This is a genomic window from Salinivibrio socompensis S35 (assembly GCF_000513715.1).
Classification (GTDB): Bacteria; Pseudomonadota; Gammaproteobacteria; order Enterobacterales; family Vibrionaceae; genus Salinivibrio; species Salinivibrio socompensis.
Map to the genome: position 1 here is coordinate 19596 of NZ_AQOD01000019.1, position 17734 is coordinate 37329.

The 17734-nt window shown below is 50.2% G+C and carries 13 protein-coding genes, 1 tRNA gene and 5 pseudogenes; 16 read left to right on the top strand and 3 right to left on the bottom strand.

Translation table 11 applies throughout. The features are described 5' to 3' along the window. The first annotated feature begins 342 nt into the window (after window positions 1–342). The 12 genes and pseudogenes from cydA (at window position 343) to nadA (ending at window position 10502) form a co-directional block, all read left to right on the top strand. A pseudogene (cydA, locus tag DZ54_RS18465) lies at window positions 343–1922 on the top strand (cytochrome ubiquinol oxidase subunit I). Window positions 1923–1933: 11 nt separating this feature from the next. Further along, window positions 1934–3070: a cytochrome d ubiquinol oxidase subunit II gene (cydB, locus tag DZ54_RS0102660; RefSeq protein ID WP_025673011.1), complete on the top strand. Its 1137-nt coding sequence runs from the start codon at window positions 1934–1936 to the stop codon at window positions 3068–3070. A 15-nt stretch (window positions 3071–3085) separates the two neighbouring features. After that, window positions 3086–3193 (top strand): cytochrome bd-I oxidase subunit CydX, encoded by a 108-nt coding sequence (cydX, locus tag DZ54_RS23960; protein WP_021024361.1) that lies wholly within the window; start codon window positions 3086–3088, stop codon window positions 3191–3193. Continuing rightward, window positions 3186–3482, top strand: coding sequence for a cyd operon YbgE family protein (locus DZ54_RS0102670; protein ID WP_025673012.1), 297 nt, complete (start codon window positions 3186–3188; stop codon window positions 3480–3482). The genes cydX and DZ54_RS0102670 overlap by 8 nt, the downstream gene beginning before the upstream one ends. Window positions 3483–3733: 251 nt before the next feature. Continuing rightward, window positions 3734–4141 carry a tol-pal system-associated acyl-CoA thioesterase gene (gene ybgC, locus DZ54_RS0102680; protein ID WP_037330429.1) on the top strand — a complete coding sequence of 136 codons (408 nt, stop codon included), beginning with the start codon at window positions 3734–3736 and terminating at the stop codon, window positions 4139–4141. Further along, window positions 4138–4824 carry a protein TolQ gene (gene tolQ / locus DZ54_RS0102685; protein WP_025673014.1) on the top strand — a complete coding sequence of 229 codons (687 nt, stop codon included), beginning with the start codon at window positions 4138–4140 and terminating at the stop codon, window positions 4822–4824. The genes ybgC and tolQ overlap by 4 nt, the downstream gene beginning before the upstream one ends. A 3-nt stretch (window positions 4825–4827) precedes the next feature. Next, window positions 4828–5274: a protein TolR gene (gene tolR / locus DZ54_RS0102690; protein WP_025673015.1), complete on the top strand. Its 447-nt coding sequence runs from the start codon at window positions 4828–4830 to the stop codon at window positions 5272–5274. A 9-nt stretch (window positions 5275–5283) separates the two neighbouring features. After that, window positions 5284–6366 (top strand): cell envelope integrity protein TolA, encoded by a 1083-nt coding sequence (gene tolA, locus DZ54_RS0102695; protein WP_025673016.1) that lies wholly within the window; start codon window positions 5284–5286, stop codon window positions 6364–6366. A gap of 107 nt (window positions 6367–6473) precedes the next feature. Next, window positions 6474–7805: a Tol-Pal system beta propeller repeat protein TolB gene (gene tolB / locus DZ54_RS0102700; protein ID WP_240473893.1), complete on the top strand. Its 1332-nt coding sequence runs from the start codon at window positions 6474–6476 to the stop codon at window positions 7803–7805. A 50-nt stretch (window positions 7806–7855) separates the two neighbouring features. Then, window positions 7856–8374: a peptidoglycan-associated lipoprotein Pal gene (gene pal / locus DZ54_RS0102705; protein WP_025673018.1), complete on the top strand. Its 519-nt coding sequence runs from the start codon at window positions 7856–7858 to the stop codon at window positions 8372–8374. A 33-nt stretch (window positions 8375–8407) separates the two neighbouring features. After that, a pseudogene (ybgF, locus tag DZ54_RS18470) lies at window positions 8408–9135 on the top strand (tol-pal system protein YbgF). Between the two features lie 322 nt (window positions 9136–9457). Next, a pseudogene (gene nadA, locus DZ54_RS18475) lies at window positions 9458–10502 on the top strand (quinolinate synthase NadA). Window positions 10503–10641: 139 nt separating this feature from the next. Here the strand turns inward: nadA and DZ54_RS0102720 are convergent. Continuing rightward, window positions 10642–11220: a UPF0149 family protein gene (locus DZ54_RS0102720; RefSeq protein WP_025673019.1), complete on the bottom strand. Its 579-nt coding sequence runs from the start codon at window positions 11218–11220 to the stop codon at window positions 10642–10644. Between the two features lie 286 nt (window positions 11221–11506). Between DZ54_RS0102720 and DZ54_RS0102725 the strand changes: the two genes are divergently transcribed. Further along, window positions 11507–11594 (top strand) — tRNA-Ser (locus DZ54_RS0102725). 82 nt (window positions 11595–11676) lie between these two features. On the opposite strand, the gene DZ54_RS18480 is transcribed toward DZ54_RS0102725, so the two are convergent. Both DZ54_RS18480 and DZ54_RS18485 read right to left on the bottom strand, forming a co-directional pair. Then, window positions 11677–12138 (bottom strand): helix-turn-helix transcriptional regulator, encoded by a 462-nt coding sequence (locus DZ54_RS18480; RefSeq protein WP_037353404.1) that lies wholly within the window; start codon window positions 12136–12138, stop codon window positions 11677–11679. Then, a pseudogene (locus DZ54_RS18485) lies at window positions 12135–13494 on the bottom strand (type II toxin-antitoxin system HipA family toxin). The gene DZ54_RS18480 and the pseudogene DZ54_RS18485 overlap by 4 nt, the downstream one beginning before the upstream one ends. Window positions 13495–13800: 306 nt before the next feature. Between DZ54_RS18485 and DZ54_RS0102740 the strand changes: the two are divergent. The 3 genes and pseudogenes from DZ54_RS0102740 to DZ54_RS0102755 form a co-directional block, all read left to right on the top strand. After that, entirely contained in the window at window positions 13801–15303 is a 1503-nt protein-coding gene (locus DZ54_RS0102740) for a hypothetical protein (protein WP_025673020.1), read from the top strand. 162 nt (window positions 15304–15465) lie between these two features. Continuing rightward, window positions 15466–16632: a nucleotide sugar dehydrogenase gene (locus tag DZ54_RS0102745; protein WP_025673021.1), complete on the top strand. Its 1167-nt coding sequence runs from the start codon at window positions 15466–15468 to the stop codon at window positions 16630–16632. Between the two features lie 368 nt (window positions 16633–17000). Continuing rightward, window positions 17001–17734: pseudogene (locus DZ54_RS0102755) on the top strand (hypothetical protein); the annotation flags it as partial.

The following is a 17734-nucleotide window of genomic DNA, read 5'->3' on the forward strand; positions in this document are numbered from 1 at the left end:
GCGTCCAATTACACCTACGAATCACCTGATTTCTTTGTGGTTAATCACAATTTTACACCCTGGTGCCGTTGCTCTGTTGTTTTTGCAACTGACTCGACAAACCAAGGCAAAGGCGATTAACGCACACGAGTTACGTCTATAATATTAGTTATAACTTAATTAGGATATATTTAACTATTGAGTAACTTGGGTGTTTCAAATGTGTAACATGCAAGCAGTGACTTGAGAAAGTGTGTAGCTTTCCCCGCACCAGCCAGCTGTTTGACTGCCGTGCAGGGTGAGAAAGTAAAACGAGCGATACACCTGTATCGGCACCGAAAGCGGTGTAAAGGAGTGACCATGATTACCGATATCGTCGATTTATCGCGGCTGCAGTTTGCGCTGACCGCGATGTATCACTTCCTGTTTGTTCCCCTAACGCTAGGTTTGGCATTTTTGCTGGCCATCATGGAATCGTTATACGTGATGACCGACAAGCAAATCTACAAAGACATGACCAAGTTTTGGGGCAAACTCTTTGGGATTAACTTTGCGCTCGGGGTAGCAACCGGCCTCACCATGGAGTTCCAATTTGGGACCAACTGGGCCTATTATTCCCATTATGTAGGGGACATTTTTGGGSCGCTCGCCATTGAAGGGTTGATGGCCTTCTTCCTTGAATCCACCTTTGTGGGCCTATTCTTCTTTGGTTGGGATCGTCTCAGCAAACGTCAACACTTGGTTACCACTTGGCTGGTGGCGTTAGGCTTCTAACTTTTCTGCGCTTTGGATCCTGGTCGCCAACGGCTGGATGCAAAACCCAGTGGGCTCGGAGTTCAACTTCGAAACCATGCGCATGGAAATGGTGAGCTTTGCCGACGTGGTCTTTAACCCAGTGGCACAAGTGAAATTTGTTCATACCGTCGCGGCGGGCTACACCACAGGGGCCATGTTCGTGCTCGGTATCAGTGCCTACTACCTATTGAAAGGGCGAGATCTTGCTTCGCGCGTCGCTCGTTTGCAATTGCTGCCTCGTTTGGTATGGCCGCGATCGTCTCAGTCATTATTCTCGGTGATGAATCCGGTTATGAGCTGGGCGATGTGCAAAAGGTCAAACTGGCGGCGATTGAGGCCGAATGGCACACCGAGGAAGCGCCAGCAGCCTTCACCGTGGTGGGCTTGCCCAATCAAGACACTATGCAAACCGATTATGCAATTAAAATCCCGTATGCGATGGGGATCATCGCCACGCGCTCACTCGACAAAGAAGTGACAGGCTTAACCGATTTGATTGCTGAGCATGAAACCCGTATCCGTAACGGGATGCAGGCGTACGCACTGCTAGAAAAATTACGTGCTGGCGAAACATCGTCTGACACCAAAGCCGCGTTCAATGAGGTCAAAGATGATCTCGGCTACGGTCTGTTGCTCAAGCCTTACACCGATAACGTCGTCGATGCTACCGAAGGCAGATTCAGCAAGCGGCGCAAGACTCTATTCCACACGTGGCACCACTGTTCTGGAGCTTTAGGATCATGGTGGCCTGTGGCTTTGCGATGCTGTTTATCTTTGGCATGGCCTTCTGGCAAACCTGTCGTCAGCGTATCGATCAAAAACCTTGGCTACTCAAGCTGGCACTGATTGGTATTCCACTGCCTTGGATTGCCTGTGAAGCGGGCTGGTTTGTTGCCGAGTATGGTCGTCAGCCTTGGGCCGTGGGTGAGATTTTGCCGGTGCATGTGGCAGCGTCTAACCTCGCCGCCGGTGATATCATTTTCTCGATAGTGGCGATCTGCTCGCTCTACACCGTCTTTCTCGTCGCCGAGCTTTATCTGATGTTCAAGTTTGCGCGCTTGGGGCCAAGCAGCCTTAAAACCGGCCGCTACCACTTTGAACAAGAAGGCAATCCGGAAGCGGATTTCAGCCGCCAGATTGAAGCATAAGGAGAGATAGCATGTTTGATTATGAAATGTTACGGCTGATCTGGTGGGCCCTGATCGGGGTGCTATTGATTGGCTTTACCGTCACTGATGGTTTTGATATGGGGGTGGGCGCCTTGCTCACCTTGATCGGCAAAACCGACAGCGAACGCCGGGTGATGATTAACGCCGTTGCGCCGCACTGGGAAGGCAACCAAGTCTGGTTAGTGACCGCGGGTGGGGCGCTATTTGCCGCCTGGCCGTTGGTTTATGCAGTGTCATTCTCGGGGTTCTATATCGCGATGGTCCTTACATTGGCGGCATTATTTTTCCGTCCCATGGGTTTTGACTATCGCTCAAAAATCGATCATCCACGCTGGCGTACAGCCTGGGACTGGGGTTTAGTCGTGGGCGGCTTTGTGCCACCGGTGATCTTCGGTGTCGCCTTTGGTAATTTACTGCAAGGGGTGCCGTTCCAACTCAGCGATCTCTTGATCCCAACCTATACCGGCGGCTTTTTTGCACTGCTTAATCCCTTCGCACTGGTGTGTGGTCTCGTGAGCCTGTTCATGGTGGTGTTGCAAGGAGCAACCTGGCTGCAAATGAAAACCACCGATGCGCTGCATGTACGCGCACGCAATGTGGCGCAACTGTGTGCGCTACTGACCACCGTCTTGTTCGTGGCTGCGGGCTTTTGGGTACAAAACATGGAAGGCTTTGTGGTGGTCAGTGAAGCGGCGAACCAAGCGGCGTCTAACCCATTGGCAAAAGAAGTGGCGGTACAAAGTGGCGCCTGGATGCACAACTACCAAGCGATGCCAATCCTTTGGTTAGCCCCCATCGTCGGTGCGGTGATGCCACTCTTGGCACTGCTTGCATCTCGTTTCGAACGGGGTGGCTGGGCTTTCTTGTTCTCGAGTTTGGCCATTGCAGGGGTGATTTTGACCGCGGGAATTGCGATGTTCCCCTTTGTGATGCCATCGAGCACTTTCCCAAGCCACAGCTTGACCATGTGGGATGCCACGTCTAGTGAGCTAACCTTGTCGATTATGACCATTGTGGCCGCGATTTTTGTTCCGATTATCTTGGCTTACACCCTGTGGTGCTACATTAAGATGTTCGGCCGCTTAGACGCGCAATATATTGAAGACAACAAACATTCACTCTATTAAGTAAGGAGCCTGCATATGTGGTATTTCACGTGGATTCTCGGTGTGCTGCTGGCATGCGCCTTTGGCATCATCAATGCGTTGTGGCTGGAACACACAGAAGCGATGGATCACGACAATGAGTGATCGGCAATCCGCTCCTTTAGGCCAGGACTTTTCTGGCCTTTGGCGGCTGCTCTCACTGGCCAGTGCCGTATGCTGGGGCGGGCAAGTCATGTGGGCGCCGGAAGCCTTTGCACAACGCATGGGCGGCGTCACGTTCCTCATGGGCGTGGGGCTGCTTTACGCCACCTGTGTGGGCGTGATCCATGCCGTCGGTTTCACGGCACACGGCAAATGGAGCCGATGGCTGACCTGGCCCCCATTTGGATGGACAGTTTCACTGATCTTACTCTCCCTGATGGGGCTACGTTAACGCGATTGGTTTCGCCAGCGTGTTCGGGTGTCGCTAGCGCTTACAAGCCTCAGTGACACCGCAATGACAAAAGCACCCAAGCGGTGCTTTTTTCATCACTGGCCGCGATGTTATTGCGTATTTTTTGCGGCATATCACTTCTCGCCGTTATCATGGGCGACCAAAGCAGCGACCGTGCGGCCTCAGCATTTCTATACATCGACAACTTAGGTATAGTAATTGCCTATCGCTGAACCTACATGGATACAGTCATGACTGAATCAACGCCGTTTCGTTGGCCCGTGCGTGTCTATTATGAAGACACCGACGCCGGTGGGGTGGTTTATCACGCTAACTACCTGAAATACTTTGAGCGTGCGCGCACTGAACTGTTACGCCAAATCGGTGTCAATCAACAGGCCTTGTTTGCCGAGCGATATGCGTTTGTGGTACGCCACATGGATATTGATTTTCATCGCGGCGCGCGGCTGGATGATGCCCTAGACGTTGTCACCACCGTGTCAGCCATGGGACGCGCTAGCATGACCTTTTGTCAAAGCTTGGTGAATTCTGATCAAAAAGCATTGTGTGCGGCAACGGTTAAGATAGCCTGTGTCGACCCAACAACCATGAAACCCAAATCGATTCCAACACAGATTAAATCGGAGATGATGACGTGACCGCTGAACTTTCCATTCTCGACCTGTTTTTGCAAGCAAGCCTGCTTGTGAAGGCCGTGATGCTGATATTACTGGGTATGTCAGTGGCGTCTTGGGCCATGATCATCAAACGCTCCAAAGTGATGCAGCAAGCCTTTAGCAAAGCAGAACGGTTTGAAGACCGATTTTGGTCAGGGATCGATCTCTCGCAACTGTTTCAAGAAGTGCAAGCCCGTAAAGATAATCTCACCGGTAGTGAGAAAATTTTCTACGCTGGGTTTAAAGAGTTTGCCCGCTTGCATCGCAGCAACGACAAAGTGCCTGATGCGGTGATGGAAGGCGCCTCACGGGCGATGCGTGTCTCCCTATCTAAACAAGTGGAAGAGCTTGAAACGCATCTTCCATTTTTGGCCACCGTCGGCTCGATCAGCCCCTATATTGGCCTATTCGGTACCGTGTGGGGCATCATGCATGCCTTTATTGCACTGGGTGCGGTGAAACAAGCGACATTGGCGATGGTCGCCCCCGGGATTGCCGAAGCCTTGGTCGCAACGGCGATGGGTCTGTTCGCAGCGATCCCCGCGGTCATGGCGTATAACCGCCTCACAGCCAAAGTGAGCAAGCTTGAGCACAACTACATGAACTTTATGGAAGAATTCTCGAGTATTCTTCACCGTCAAGCGTTTGCGGCAACCCAGGAGTAATCCATGGCGTATCAACCGAAACGACGCAAAATGACGGCAGAAATCAATGTGGTACCCTACATTGACGTGATGCTGGTATTGCTGATTATCTTTATGGTCACCGCGCCGTTTGTCACCCAAGGGGTGGATGTCGACTTACCACAAACCACGCAGGCCAAAACAGCGGCAGAGTTGGCGGAAGAAGAAGACAGCGGCGCGTTCATTATTGTTGAAGTGGATAAAGACGGCCTGCTGGGGCTCAGTGTCGACAATGGCGACATGACCCGAGGATTGAGCCTGGAAGAAATCTTGGTTCGGGTAAAAGCCGAGCTCCAACTTAATCCTAATTCACCCGTTCTAGTCGGCGGTGATGGCCGCGTGCCTTATTCCGAAATCATCCTAACGCTTGATGCCTTAAATCAAGCGGGTGTGTCGTCAGTCGGTTTGATGACAGAACCATACGAGTCGTAGGTGAGGGTGATGAACGAGCCAAGCAATAGAGATCAGACCACTAAGAGTAAGAAAAAAGACTCATTGGTGCCCGCGCTCGTCATTTCAGGCGGGCTACACGTCTTGTTAGTGATTGTGCTGTTATGGGGCGCAGATTTTAGCTCAGACACCAAGCCAACCCCGAAAGCGGGGCGCTCGATTGAAGCCACTGTGATTGATCCGGCTGTGGTCAATGCACAAGCGCAAAAAATCCGTGAGCAACGTAACCAAGCCAAACGCGAAGAAGCTGAACGACTCAAACGGTTAGAGCAGCAAGCCAAGCAGCTCGAAAAGCAACGAGAGCAAGAAGAACAGCGGCTACGCGAGGTGAAACGGAAAAAGCTCGAGGTAGAACGCCAAGCACGGGAAGAGCAAAAGCAGATTGCCGAGCAGCAAGCAAAAGCCAAAGAGCAAGCACGTATCGCCAAAAAAGAGGCGGAACAAGCAGAGCGTGACCGTCAGCGCAAGCTAGAAGAAAAACGTGAAGCGGAATTAGCCGCGGAGAAAGCCGAGAAAGCACGGCAAGAAAAGCGGGCGGCTGAACGTAAAGCGGAAGAAGAAGCGAAAAAAGCGGAAGCCGAACGTCAACGCAAGCTTGAGGAAAAGCGAAAAGCTGAAGAGCAAGCGCTAAAAGAGGCAGAACAGGCGCGCAAAGAAGCCGAACAAGCGAGAAAAGAGGCCGAACGCCGGGCGGAAGAAGCCAAACGGCAACAGCGAGAGCAAGAAGCCGCACTGAACGATTTGTTCTCGGGGCTGGAATCGGAAGCCAGCCAACGGCAAAGCGCGCGCGGACAATTTGTAGAAGATGAAGTGGCGCGATACGGCGCCATTTTTGAGCAAATGATCCAACAAAGACTGATTGTTGATGACGGCTTAAGCGGGCAAGAATGTGTGGTCAATATGCGCTTGTCACCGACCGGTCTCTTGCTTAATGTGGAACAAAAAGCGGGCAACACGCGATTGTGTCGCGCAACAAAAACCGCGGTTGCGTCCGTGTCACAATTTCCGATGCCAGACGATGGCGATATTATTGCCAAGTTACGTGATATCGAGTTAACCGTTCGACCTAATTAACCGACAGGATAAAAAACATGATGGAAGTGAGCCCCTGTGGTGGCACAAACCGTGTGACAAACCAGCGTCAGGATCGTGTGCGGATGTGGCGAGTCGCCGCCGTTGTCATGCTCTTGGTCTGTTTGTCATTACTGACCCAGCCGGCGCATGCGGCGCTTAAATTGGTGATCACCGAAGGGGTTAACACGGCGAGGCCCATTGGTGTGATCCCCTTCCAATGGAAAGGCCAAGGCGAGATGCCTGAAGATATCTCCGCGGTAGTGGGGTCCGATTTACGCCGCAGTGGCAAATTTAACCCATTATCAGTCAGCGATATGCCGCAAACACCTTATAAAGACGCTGACGTCGATTACAATGCCTGGACATCACTCGGCGTTGATGCCGTGGTCACCGGCACCGTGACGCCGACATCGGACGGACGCTATCAGATTGATTATCAACTCATTGATATTGTGCGTGGCCAGCTCACAGGCGGCGACAGCAAAGGCCTAGGCGCCGATGGCCAGCTGGTACAAACCGATGATCACTTGCTGGTTAACAACCGTGCCACGGTCAAAGAAAGCGATTTACGCCGCTATGCCCACCGCATTTCCAATATTGTTTATGAGCAACTGACTGGCGAAAAAGGGGCATTTTTAACCCGCATCGCCTATGTGGTGATCGATAAAGAGAACGACTACCCCTACCAACTGCGCCTTTCCGATTACGACGGCTATAATGAACGCTTGATCTTGCGCTCTAAACAGCCACTGATGTCGCCGTCGTGGTCGCCTGATGGCCGCCAGCTAGCCTATGTTAGTTTTGAAAATGGTCAGGCAGAAATCTTCATCATGGATATTTATACCGGCGAGCGAGAGAAGATCTCTTCTTACCCGCGCCACAATGGTTCGCCACAGTTTTCGCCCGATGGCAGCAAGCTCGCCATGGTGCTCTCGAAAACCGGTAGCCTACAGGTGTATACGTTCGACCTGAACAGTAAAAAACTGACCCAAATCACCCATGGCCGCGCCAATAGCACCGAACCATTTTGGGATCCCGATGGTAACTCGCTTATCTACACATCGGACCGGGGTGGCAAACCACAGATTTATCGCGTAAATTTAGAAGATGGAACTAGCCGACGGATCACATGGCAAGGCAATCAAAATATGGGGGGACAACTGACCCCTGATGGCCGCCACTTGATCATGGTGAACCAATCAACGTCTGGCTATAACATTGCAAAACAAGACTTAAACAGCGGGGCGGTGCAAATCCTAACCAAAACCTTGTTGGATGAGTCGCCAAGTATTGCGCCAAATGGCAGCATGGTGATTTACAGCTCGGTATATGGACGTAAGAATGTGTTGTCACTCGTCTCCATCGACGGCCGCTTTAAAGCGCGGTTACCGGCAACTAACGGGCGCGTGCGTGCACCAGCCTGGTCACCTTACCTGTAGTTTTTAAATTTTAAACAACGTGCGCTAACTTTCTAGAAAAGGAAAATAGAATGCAAATCAATAAAGTACTGAAAGGTCTGGCGGTGGCACTGCCAATGTTAACTCTGGCTGCGTGTAGCTCGAGCGACAGCGCAACTGGCAGTGGTTCTGGCCAATCCACCAATCAAAACGGCACCACCGTGGTGTCTCCGGTTGACGGCCAAGGCTCAATGACCGAGCAACAAATCCGTAACCAAGAGCTGCGTCAGTCGCAAACCGTTTACTTCAACTTTGACGACTCATCAGTACTCCCACAATATGAAGACATGCTGGACGCGCACGCCACTTACCTGCGTGACAACCCAGCCATGGAAGTGGTAGTAGAAGGCCATGCTGACGAGCGCGGTACCCCAGAGTACAACATTGCACTGGGCGAGCGTCGTGCCGAAGCCGTGTCTAAGTACCTGCAAGCGCTGGGCGTACCGGCAAGCCAAATCTCTATCGTGAGCTACGGTGAAGAGAAACCCTTGGTACTTGGCCAAAGCGAAGAAGCTTACGCCAAAAACCGCCGTTCGGTATTAGTGTACTAATCCAGCCGATAGGTAGTGGAAACGAGTATGAAAATAAACAGTAACTCTGTGCGAACCCTCGCGCTGGCGTTACTGGTGAGTGTGGCAGCCCCCGTGGCTGCCACATCAGCTCCGGTGACAGAAGTAGGGGCGGGTGGCACCACCGTCGATCGGTTAGAACGCATGCTACAAGCGCGTAACCAAATGCAGCTTGATATGCAACGGCAACTCGATCAAATGGCGCAAGAATTAAGCACGTTACGCGGCAATGTTGAACGCAACAGCTACGAGATCAAACAGGTGTTGAACGCCAACGGGATCTTTACCGTGAAATCGACACGCTCAGAACCGCCAAGCAAGCGGCTCCTGCGCCGAAAGACGCAGCGAAAGACGCCTCACCAGTCAGCTTTACCGATGATAAAAGCGAAAATGCGGCTTACGAGTCAGCGGTTAATCTCATTTTAAAAGAGAAAGATTACCAAGGCGCCACCAAAGCGTTTAAGGCCTTTTTAGCCCAATACCCAGAGTCGGTATACACGGCAAACGCCCACTATTGGCTCGGCCAACTTTATTTCTCTAAAAATAATTTTGAACAGGCAAACCAAGAGTTTACCGCGGTGAGCGAGTTTAAAGACTCCAACAAACGCGCCGACGCACTGCTAAAACTCGGCCTGATTGCGCAAAAACAAGGTAACGGCAACCAAGCCAAGCAATACTTCCAGCAAGTGATTGACACTTACCCAGACTCAACCAGCGCCAAACAAGCCAAAAATGCGATGTAGGCAATAAGGTCCTAGGTTCCTAGGGCCTAGGTCCTAGGAGAATGAATACAGAGCGCTTCGCTTACGGAATACGGGAAAAGACGAGACGCTTCGCTTCGAGAAACTAGAGACTAGGAAAAGCTTAAAGCGGCTCATAAAATAGTCTCTAGTCTCTAGTCTCTAGTCTCTAGTCTCTTTCCGTAATCCGTAATCCGTAATCCGTAATCTGTCGTCTAGGACCTAGGACCTAGGATCTAAAACCTGCGCTCTAGGACTCTAGCTCCACTCGCGTTATACTACCCGGACTGGAAGCCTCGGACTGGAAGTAAGCATGAGTAATCCCATGAGCCAAGTGATTGAAACGTCGCAAAGGGTTTATCCCTTTCCGCCGAAACCTGTGGCACTGAGTGACGAAGAAAAAAAACAACACGTTGCGCGTATTAAACAACTATTAAAACAAAAAGACGCGGTGCTTGTTGCTCACTATTACACGGATCCCGAGATCCAAGCTCTCGCCGAAGAAACCGGCGGATGCGTGGCAGATTCGCTAGAAATGGCCCGTTTTGGCAATCAACATCCAGCCAAAACCCTGATTGTGGCCGGTGTACGCTTTATGGGCGAAACCGCCAAAATTCTCACCCCAGAAAAAACCGTCTTAATGCCCACGCTCAACGCCGAGTGCTCGTTAGACTTAGGCTGCCCAGCGGACGAATTCACTGCTTTTTGTGATGCCCACCCGGATCATACCGTGGTGGTATACGCCAACACCTCGGCTGCCGTCAAAGCACGTGCCGATTGGGTGGTGACTTCGAGCATTGCGTTAGAAATTGTCGAGCACCTAGACAGCCAAGATAAGCCGATTATCTGGGCCCCGGATCGCCACCTTGGCGCGTATATCGAAAAAGAAACCGGCGGCTGACATGGTCTTATGGCAAGGCGAATGCGTGGTGCATGATGAATTTTCAGCCCAAGCGCTCGAGAAAATGAAGCATCTTTATCCTGATGCCGCGATTCTTGTTCACCCCGAATCACCAGCCAGCGTGGTAAAAATGGCGGATGCCGTTGGCTCAACCAGCCAGCTGATTAAAGCGGCGCAAACGCTGCCGAATGAAAAGCTAATTGTGGCCACCGACAAAGGCATTTTCTACAAAATGCAGCAAATGGTACCAGACAAAGAATTGGTCGAAGCCCCCACCGCCGGCGCCGGTGCCACCTGTCGAAGCTGCGCCCACTGCCCATGGATGGCGATGAACGGCCTCAAAGCGATCGAAAATGCGCTTGAAAACGGTGGCGAAGAACATGAAATTCACGTTGATGATAACGTGCGCGAAAAAGCGTTAATCCCGCTCAACCGCATGCTCAACTTTGCCGCTGAAATGAAGGGGTAAAGAAGTTCCTAGGGCCTAGGATCCTAGGACCTAGGCACTGCTTTCTGCTCTTCCCGTAATCCGTACTCCGTAAGCGAAGCGCTCTGTATTCCAATTCCCGAATACCATCATCTAGGACCTAGGACCTAGGACCCCGTTTTTATGCCCCTTCCGCATCCTCGGCCAATGCTGCGCCGTGGTGGGTAAGACCACACAACATAGTTGGCATGGCGTTGAAGATTTCCTCAAACTGTGCCAGCTCTTCCGCGCCTTGCGCTTCCATGGTGGAAAGAGCAGTTTCGGGATCGTAAAGCAAGCTAATAGACAGCACCACGCCACCGAGTAGGGCACTGCCATCGGTGTTTTCCGGCATCAGCGTTTCCCAATCATCACGGGTCAGGCTCCAGCCTTGCAACAATCCTTCGGCGAAATCGCGGGTCGCTTGGTTGACAATCTCAGCGTCATCCAACAAACACCCTTCCGGCCACTGCCAGTTCTTTTCTAAAAGCTGCTGGCGTTGTGCGTTCCAGATATCGACAATCAAATTGGCGTACTGCTCAAACTGCTCATGGCTTTCAAACGGCGCTTGCTCGTCGCCACCCCACATCACGGGGAGCCACTCACTCGGGCTAATCACATGGGGTGCGGCCGCCATCGCGGTGACCACACCACGGGTTTGCATTTCGTTAAGTAGCTGCTCGCTATCGGCATGTTGGGAGAGAAAATCTGATAATGTCATAACACTCTTATTTGCATTTTGGTCTTTGGCAAGAGTTTAACAGCTTTCAGATGTGGTTGCTTCCATCGCACACCAGTCGCAGCTCAACACGTTGACGACTGAGTCGGGGTGGTTAACTCAGTTTTTCCAGACATAGTGATGCTTTTGGTGATGGAATAGCCATTTAAACTTAAAGCCATCACCAACCGCTTGACCCCAACGCGGCAACTCTCTATAGTACGCCCCGTTAACGCGACAGCGGGGTTCTACAGTAACCCAGCATAAATCGTCGTTGAACACACAATATGGTGAGGTGTCCGAGTGGCTGAAGGAGCACGCCTGGAAAGCGTGTATACGGCAACGTATCGAGGGTTCGAATCCCTCTCTCACCGCCATAATTAAAAAAACCGCCCTCGTGGCGGTTTTTTGCTATTTTCAGCGGCTAAAGAGAGCAAATAAGGCACCTTTCATGCCAGCTCAATCATCGATAAGTAGCGCTCTTAACGTATCAGGAGAAGAGGGGAGCAGCCCAACCTGTAAACCAAATGGTTTGCATACCTTATTGAGAACTTCCGTATTGTAGCTGCCTCGATCATTCTCGATATCGGAGAGTGTTTTTCTTGAGACACCGACAAGTTTTGCGAACACATCCTGCTTAAGTCCCAGAATATTAACACGCAAGCTTTTTAACGCTTGGCCTTGGGTTAACTCACCAAACAATAGGCGTTTAATGATTTTGTTTGCTTCGGTTTTACGCTCTGCGGCACTGACAGCCATGGTGTTTTTTGAGGCTTTCGATCGCGTTGGCGAGTTACATTGCGATAGATCCTTGATCGAATGAGCGGCTTCTCCCTCTTTTGTGCTCTGTTGTTGGTTGCGGTTTGCTCTCAGGCGAGCGACCACATCTTGTACAGACTCTTTATGACTTGGCTTATTCATAAAAGCCCCCAGTTGGCGAGCTTTTGTGATAGATGATTAAATCCAATCGCAGGCATCTCCAAGATTTGTTCGGGAACGCCTCGCAACGCTAGCCGCTGTTTAAGATCAATGCATTTGCTTGCCGTCACCTTTAACTCTTTTAATAAGACGTCCTTCGGTACCAGATCAGAGAGGGTGTCCGCGATAGCGACGAAATCATACGTTCCGCCAACTTCGAGCGGCGCTTTCCATTTTGTGGTCCTGGGAATACCTTCAGGATCCGCTTTCATCGGCGCGAAGTCATAAACAGGCGCAAGCTTGATGACGCCATCAGCTTTTAAGAATGACGTGTTTCTGCCGTGGTTGTCACTATTGCCGAACAAAATATTGAGCAGATCTCTTTTCACCCACTCAATCACAAAGTCTTGAGAGTTAAATATATATCCTTGGTCTTGAACTGTATGGCTGTTAGTCATTTTCCTGATGAGCGTTCGGATAGTGGTTTCGTGATCAAGGGTGACGCCAGCGCCTTTGTTCAACATAGAATATACAGATTCCATACCCAATCTTTCTATTTGTTGGTGATTGACTTGAACATCAAATCGAGGAAGCCACAAAGAGGGGTAGCTTAAACCTTCCTCCAAGCGCATACCGTCGATGGGGATCGTTTCGACACCCATTTCAGTTAGCTCATGATAATAGTGAAACTCCGCCCTTAGAATGTTGCAGTCGATAGGGCTTCGCGAACCTCTAGGGTACTTGACCAAATAATGGGCGTCGTGGTTATGGTTGTTATCTTGGTATGGATCGATCCATATTTTTTCGCACCCTGCGTGATGATCGAAACCACAACGTAGGACAAGTTTGGGGCTTCGCCGCCAGCGCCCGTTGCCCCCCCTGCGGCAGCGCCTCTTTGCTGCGCATAGTCAAGGAAATCACCCGCTCTATTTTTGACATCATCAACAGAGAAGTAGAGGTTGTCTGCCACGTCGTAGCGCTCAGGAAGCGAGTCTTTTATCCTTAGATTGCCAATTGGCGACATGGTACCAAATTTAAGTAAAATATAATTTTGTTCATCGACGCTAAGGTCTTCAATATCCAAGTGTTTAACCCAATACCGTCGCTAGCGCCACTCGGCATAATATCGTCGAGAAATCGTAACCACCCGGGCTTGCCCATATCATCAAAAAAGAATGAAACAGGATGGTTGATTGAAACGGCATGGCAATCATCTTGATCATGATGCGCCAATGCATAGTCACTGAGGTAATGGAGCTCCGTCACTCTGAAGTTATGTTGGTGACTTTTAGGGAAAGATATTGTACCCACATCTACCCACACCCCTTTGATAAACGCTTGCACGGTGAGCGCTTCCATTATTCGTCCCTCCACTTACTCATGAGTAGAATACTACTCGCAACGTGCTATTCCCTCAAGTTAAGAGTAATTTATTACTCACAAGAAGAGGGGAAAGCATTTTTTGAGTGATTTGTTACTCGCAAAACCCCTTTCACCCTCACAGCAATTGTCCAAGTTGCTTTTATCCCTTATCCAAAAACGCTAACCTAGCCGTAGTGGACAACCAAATAGGTCCGGCTCACTTTTTGCATAAATCACGCCATCATGCATTCAAAGGCAAGCACTTGCCGCGAGATTGGCGCAAAGATCAAAAGAGTATCAACCATGTTTAACCAACGACTTTTAGCAATTCTTATCCCCTTAATCCTCGCCGGCTGCGGCGGCGGCAGTGACGACGGTGGCAGCAGCCAATCTGAACCGACGCCCAAATATATCTTTGAGTTTGCTGCTCTCTATGCTAAATCAGACGCTAACAGCAATTGTGCCATTTATGGTGAAAAGCCGGATGGAAAACAAGTACTTGCAACTAAAGATCGTGTTATAAGTGGCATTAATACAACCGGAACGATTCTCATACAAGATGAGCGAGGTAGCGTGACTGACACTTATGATATCGGATCGAATAAATTAACAATTAATCAGTCAATTGTTCCAGAAGAGGGCTATGTTACGTTTGTTCTGGCAGAGGAAGGAGATATCAGTGCGGTATCCTATCAGAAAAATGCACTAAGTCAGTCTGTACTGTTTGGTTACCCTGTGGACAGTATAAGTAGTAGTGATCGATGTATAACAGCAGGTGCAACCAAGCCAGATGAACAGGAGTATAAAAATGTAAGGGTTGATGTTACGAGCGGGTCTGATGCTTATAGCGTTGGGATTACAACACCAGATAAGCGAACTCTCTCGTCAAACTTTGGCTCTAAAACTGTCAGCAGAGTGTTCCGCTCAGCATTAGGGGTAGGATATGCTGAGAAAGCTGCAGGAGATCCTAATAATACTGATATTGCTGACACAGAGACGCCCCGCGAAATCACCGATTATAAATTCTTTAATTTAGCTAATGATGCCACGGTGGAACTTGACTCTCTGTCCGAAATCGGTAGCTGGACAGCCCCAGCCAATACTAGCGAGTACGACTTAACTGCCTCATCTCTTTATGTCGACTACCAGCAAATGCCATATATTTGGCAAAACTTACCCCACAGCGCGAGCGACACCATCGACTACCGCTATGATGCCGACAACAATAACCTGTCTTACTTTTTAACCGCAGAGGGAAGCGTGGCAGCTTCGGGTGATCAATGGCAATTATCGACCGCGCAACAGTTGTCTGAAATGCAACTAAGCGGGGGGTTAAATAGCGCGAATCTAGCGGACAACATCACAGTTCCGTCACAGATAAGTGTGAATATCGATGGAGACAATAATTTAACCGCCTACGGCAACGAGGCGGACGGTCAAGCGGGGATTCAACGGATTGCCTATCAAGCCACAGGCGGCTCGACAACAGTCACACACGTTATCTACGCAGAAGCAAATGCGCAGCAAACTATTCCGATGTTTGATGACAACGATGTTAATGCTGTTATAAATAGTCCGGGTGCATTATCTCTCTATGACATCAGCGTAATGTACACCGACGACAACACCGACCAACAGCAAGCCCTCGCTGCGCTAATGGCAGAACACACCGATCCAGGTCAAAGTGACATCAACGATCTCAGCACGGATATTCTTCCCGTACTCTTCACCACCTACGAGCGAGAGCAACTAGAACGACAGAAGAAAATTATCGATCACTATCAAATATCGACGAGTAGCCCTTAGAACCGAGATCCTAGGATCTCTCTTGCTCTTTTCCGTCATCTGTCATCCGTAAGCGAAGCGCTCCGTATTCATTCTCCTAGGACCTAGGAGCTAGGAGCCTAGGCCCTTCCCCAAAACCCCCACGTGATACCATTTTTCCAGACATAAATTAAGGAAATCTTGATGAAAATTGCAGTTGTTGGAACAGGTTACGTCGGCTTGTCAAACGCCATGCTACTAGCGCAACATAACGAAGTAGTCGCACTCGATATTGTTGAAGAAAAGGTGAGGCTTCTTAACAACAAACAATCACCGATTGTCGATGTTGAAATAGAGCAATTTCTAGCGGAAAAGCCACTTAACTTTACTGCCACCATGGATAAATCGCAGGCTTACCAAGGCGCGGACTTTGTGATCATTGCCACGCCCACCGATTATGACCCAGAAACTAACTACTTTAACACCAGCTCGGTCGAGTCAGTGATCAAAGACGTAATGGCGATTAACCCAGAGGCGATGATGGTGATCAAATCGACCGTGCCAGTCGGTTATACCGCAGACATTAAACGTAAGATGGACTGTGAAAATATCCTCTTCTCGCCCGAGTTTTTGCGTGAAGGCAAAGCGCTTTACGACAACTTGTATCCATCACGGATCATTGTCGGTGAGCAATCGGAGCGCGCACGCCAATTCGCCACCTTGCTACAACAAGGCGCGATCAAATCAGGCATCTCTGTCTTATTCACTCACTCGACCGAAGCCGAGGCGGTTAAGCTGTTTTCCAACACCTATTTGGCGATGCGCGTGGCCTACTTTAACGAGCTGGATAGCTATGCTGAATCCCACGGTTTGGACGCACGGCAGATCATCGAAGGGGTAGGACTAGACCCACGGATTGGCGATCACTACAACAATCCATCGTTTGGCTACGGCGGTTACTGCCTACCGAAAGACACCCGTCAACTATTGGCTAACTACCAAGATGTCCCCAATAACATCATTCAAGCTATTGTTGATGCCAACACCACCCGCAAAGACTTTATTGCTAATGCGATCATCAACCGCAAACCCAAGGTAGTAGGCGTCTATCGCTTGGTGATGAAATCAGGCTCAGACAACTTCCGCGCCTCAGCCATTCAAGGGATCATGAAGCGGATTAAAGCCAAAGGTATTGAAGTAGTGGTATACGAGCCCGTGCTTGAAGAAGACACCTTCTTTAACTCAGACGTGATCAAAGACTTGGAGACCTTCAAACAGCGTGCCGATGTGATTGTCGCCAACCGCATGGTCGACGAGATCCGTGATGTAGAAAGCAAAGTCTACACCCGCGACTTATTCGGCGCGGATTGAGGGAAGAACCACAGTACGGGCTCGGTCTGCTCTTTTCCGTACTCGGTAAGCGAAGCGCTCTGTATTCCAATTCCCGAATACCGATGACTGAATACAGAGTACGGAAAGAGCAAGAGCCCCAATGCGCGCGCGGTCTGCTCTTTTCCGTATTCCGTAATCTTTTCCCTAGGATCTTTCTTACTTTGACCGTACCCGTTCCCTAAATCCATAATTGCGTTCTTGCACGCACTTCACACTTCAGCCAGTGCTAACCTAACGATGACAACAAACCTATCCAAAAATCTGGCCTATTGCGTAGAATGCATCGCCATGATTATTGACTGGCGGACAATGCAGTGGGTTACAAAGTAGTTCGACTGACCGAACTCATGGCGTATGAGTTCGGTCAAGTAGAGGGCGATATTGAGGCGCTGAATGAGCGTGACCTTGGTAATGTGATGCCCGATGGGGTGAGCGTTTCACAATTTAAAGAAACGCTGAGTAGTGGTGAAGTCGCACTATTGACTGATACGCCAGCGCGCCCAGCGATAGTGCATGACAGCGTGAATAGGATCTGGTCTCTCTCGCCAGATACTGAAACGACCCTCTCACCACAAATGCGTTCAGCGCTTGCCGCCCGAGCCAATCAGTCTGGCAGTGCGGTCGGTGGCGCGAGTGGCTCCGGCGGTGCTAGTCACAGTACGCATTCGGCAACCAATATCGAAGACACCTATGTGCCTGAGCCGGTAAAACCTGACCGCTCCAACGAGCCGCCGCCTCTCAAATACGAATACTGTTTTGAGATTGCCAGCTCGGACAAGGTATTTAGCAAAACAGTGGGGTGCAAGTTTCTATTGGCCGAGACCCAGCAGGAAGGCATGACGGGTTACTGGCAAACAGCCCCTACTGAACACGGTACTAAATACACCACGTATACCGCATTCAATGAGACCAAAAAACTCGTCGACGAAAGTGGCCTCAGCTCAATGGGCATCAGCGTACCCGAGCCTGTGCAGGTAAAGTCGATTGGCTCGGGTATCATCCAAGAAGCGTTTATTCCTGTGACACCCTCTGTTCAACTCGGTGAACGACTGGGCTTGCCCACCGAAGGCTATTATTACCA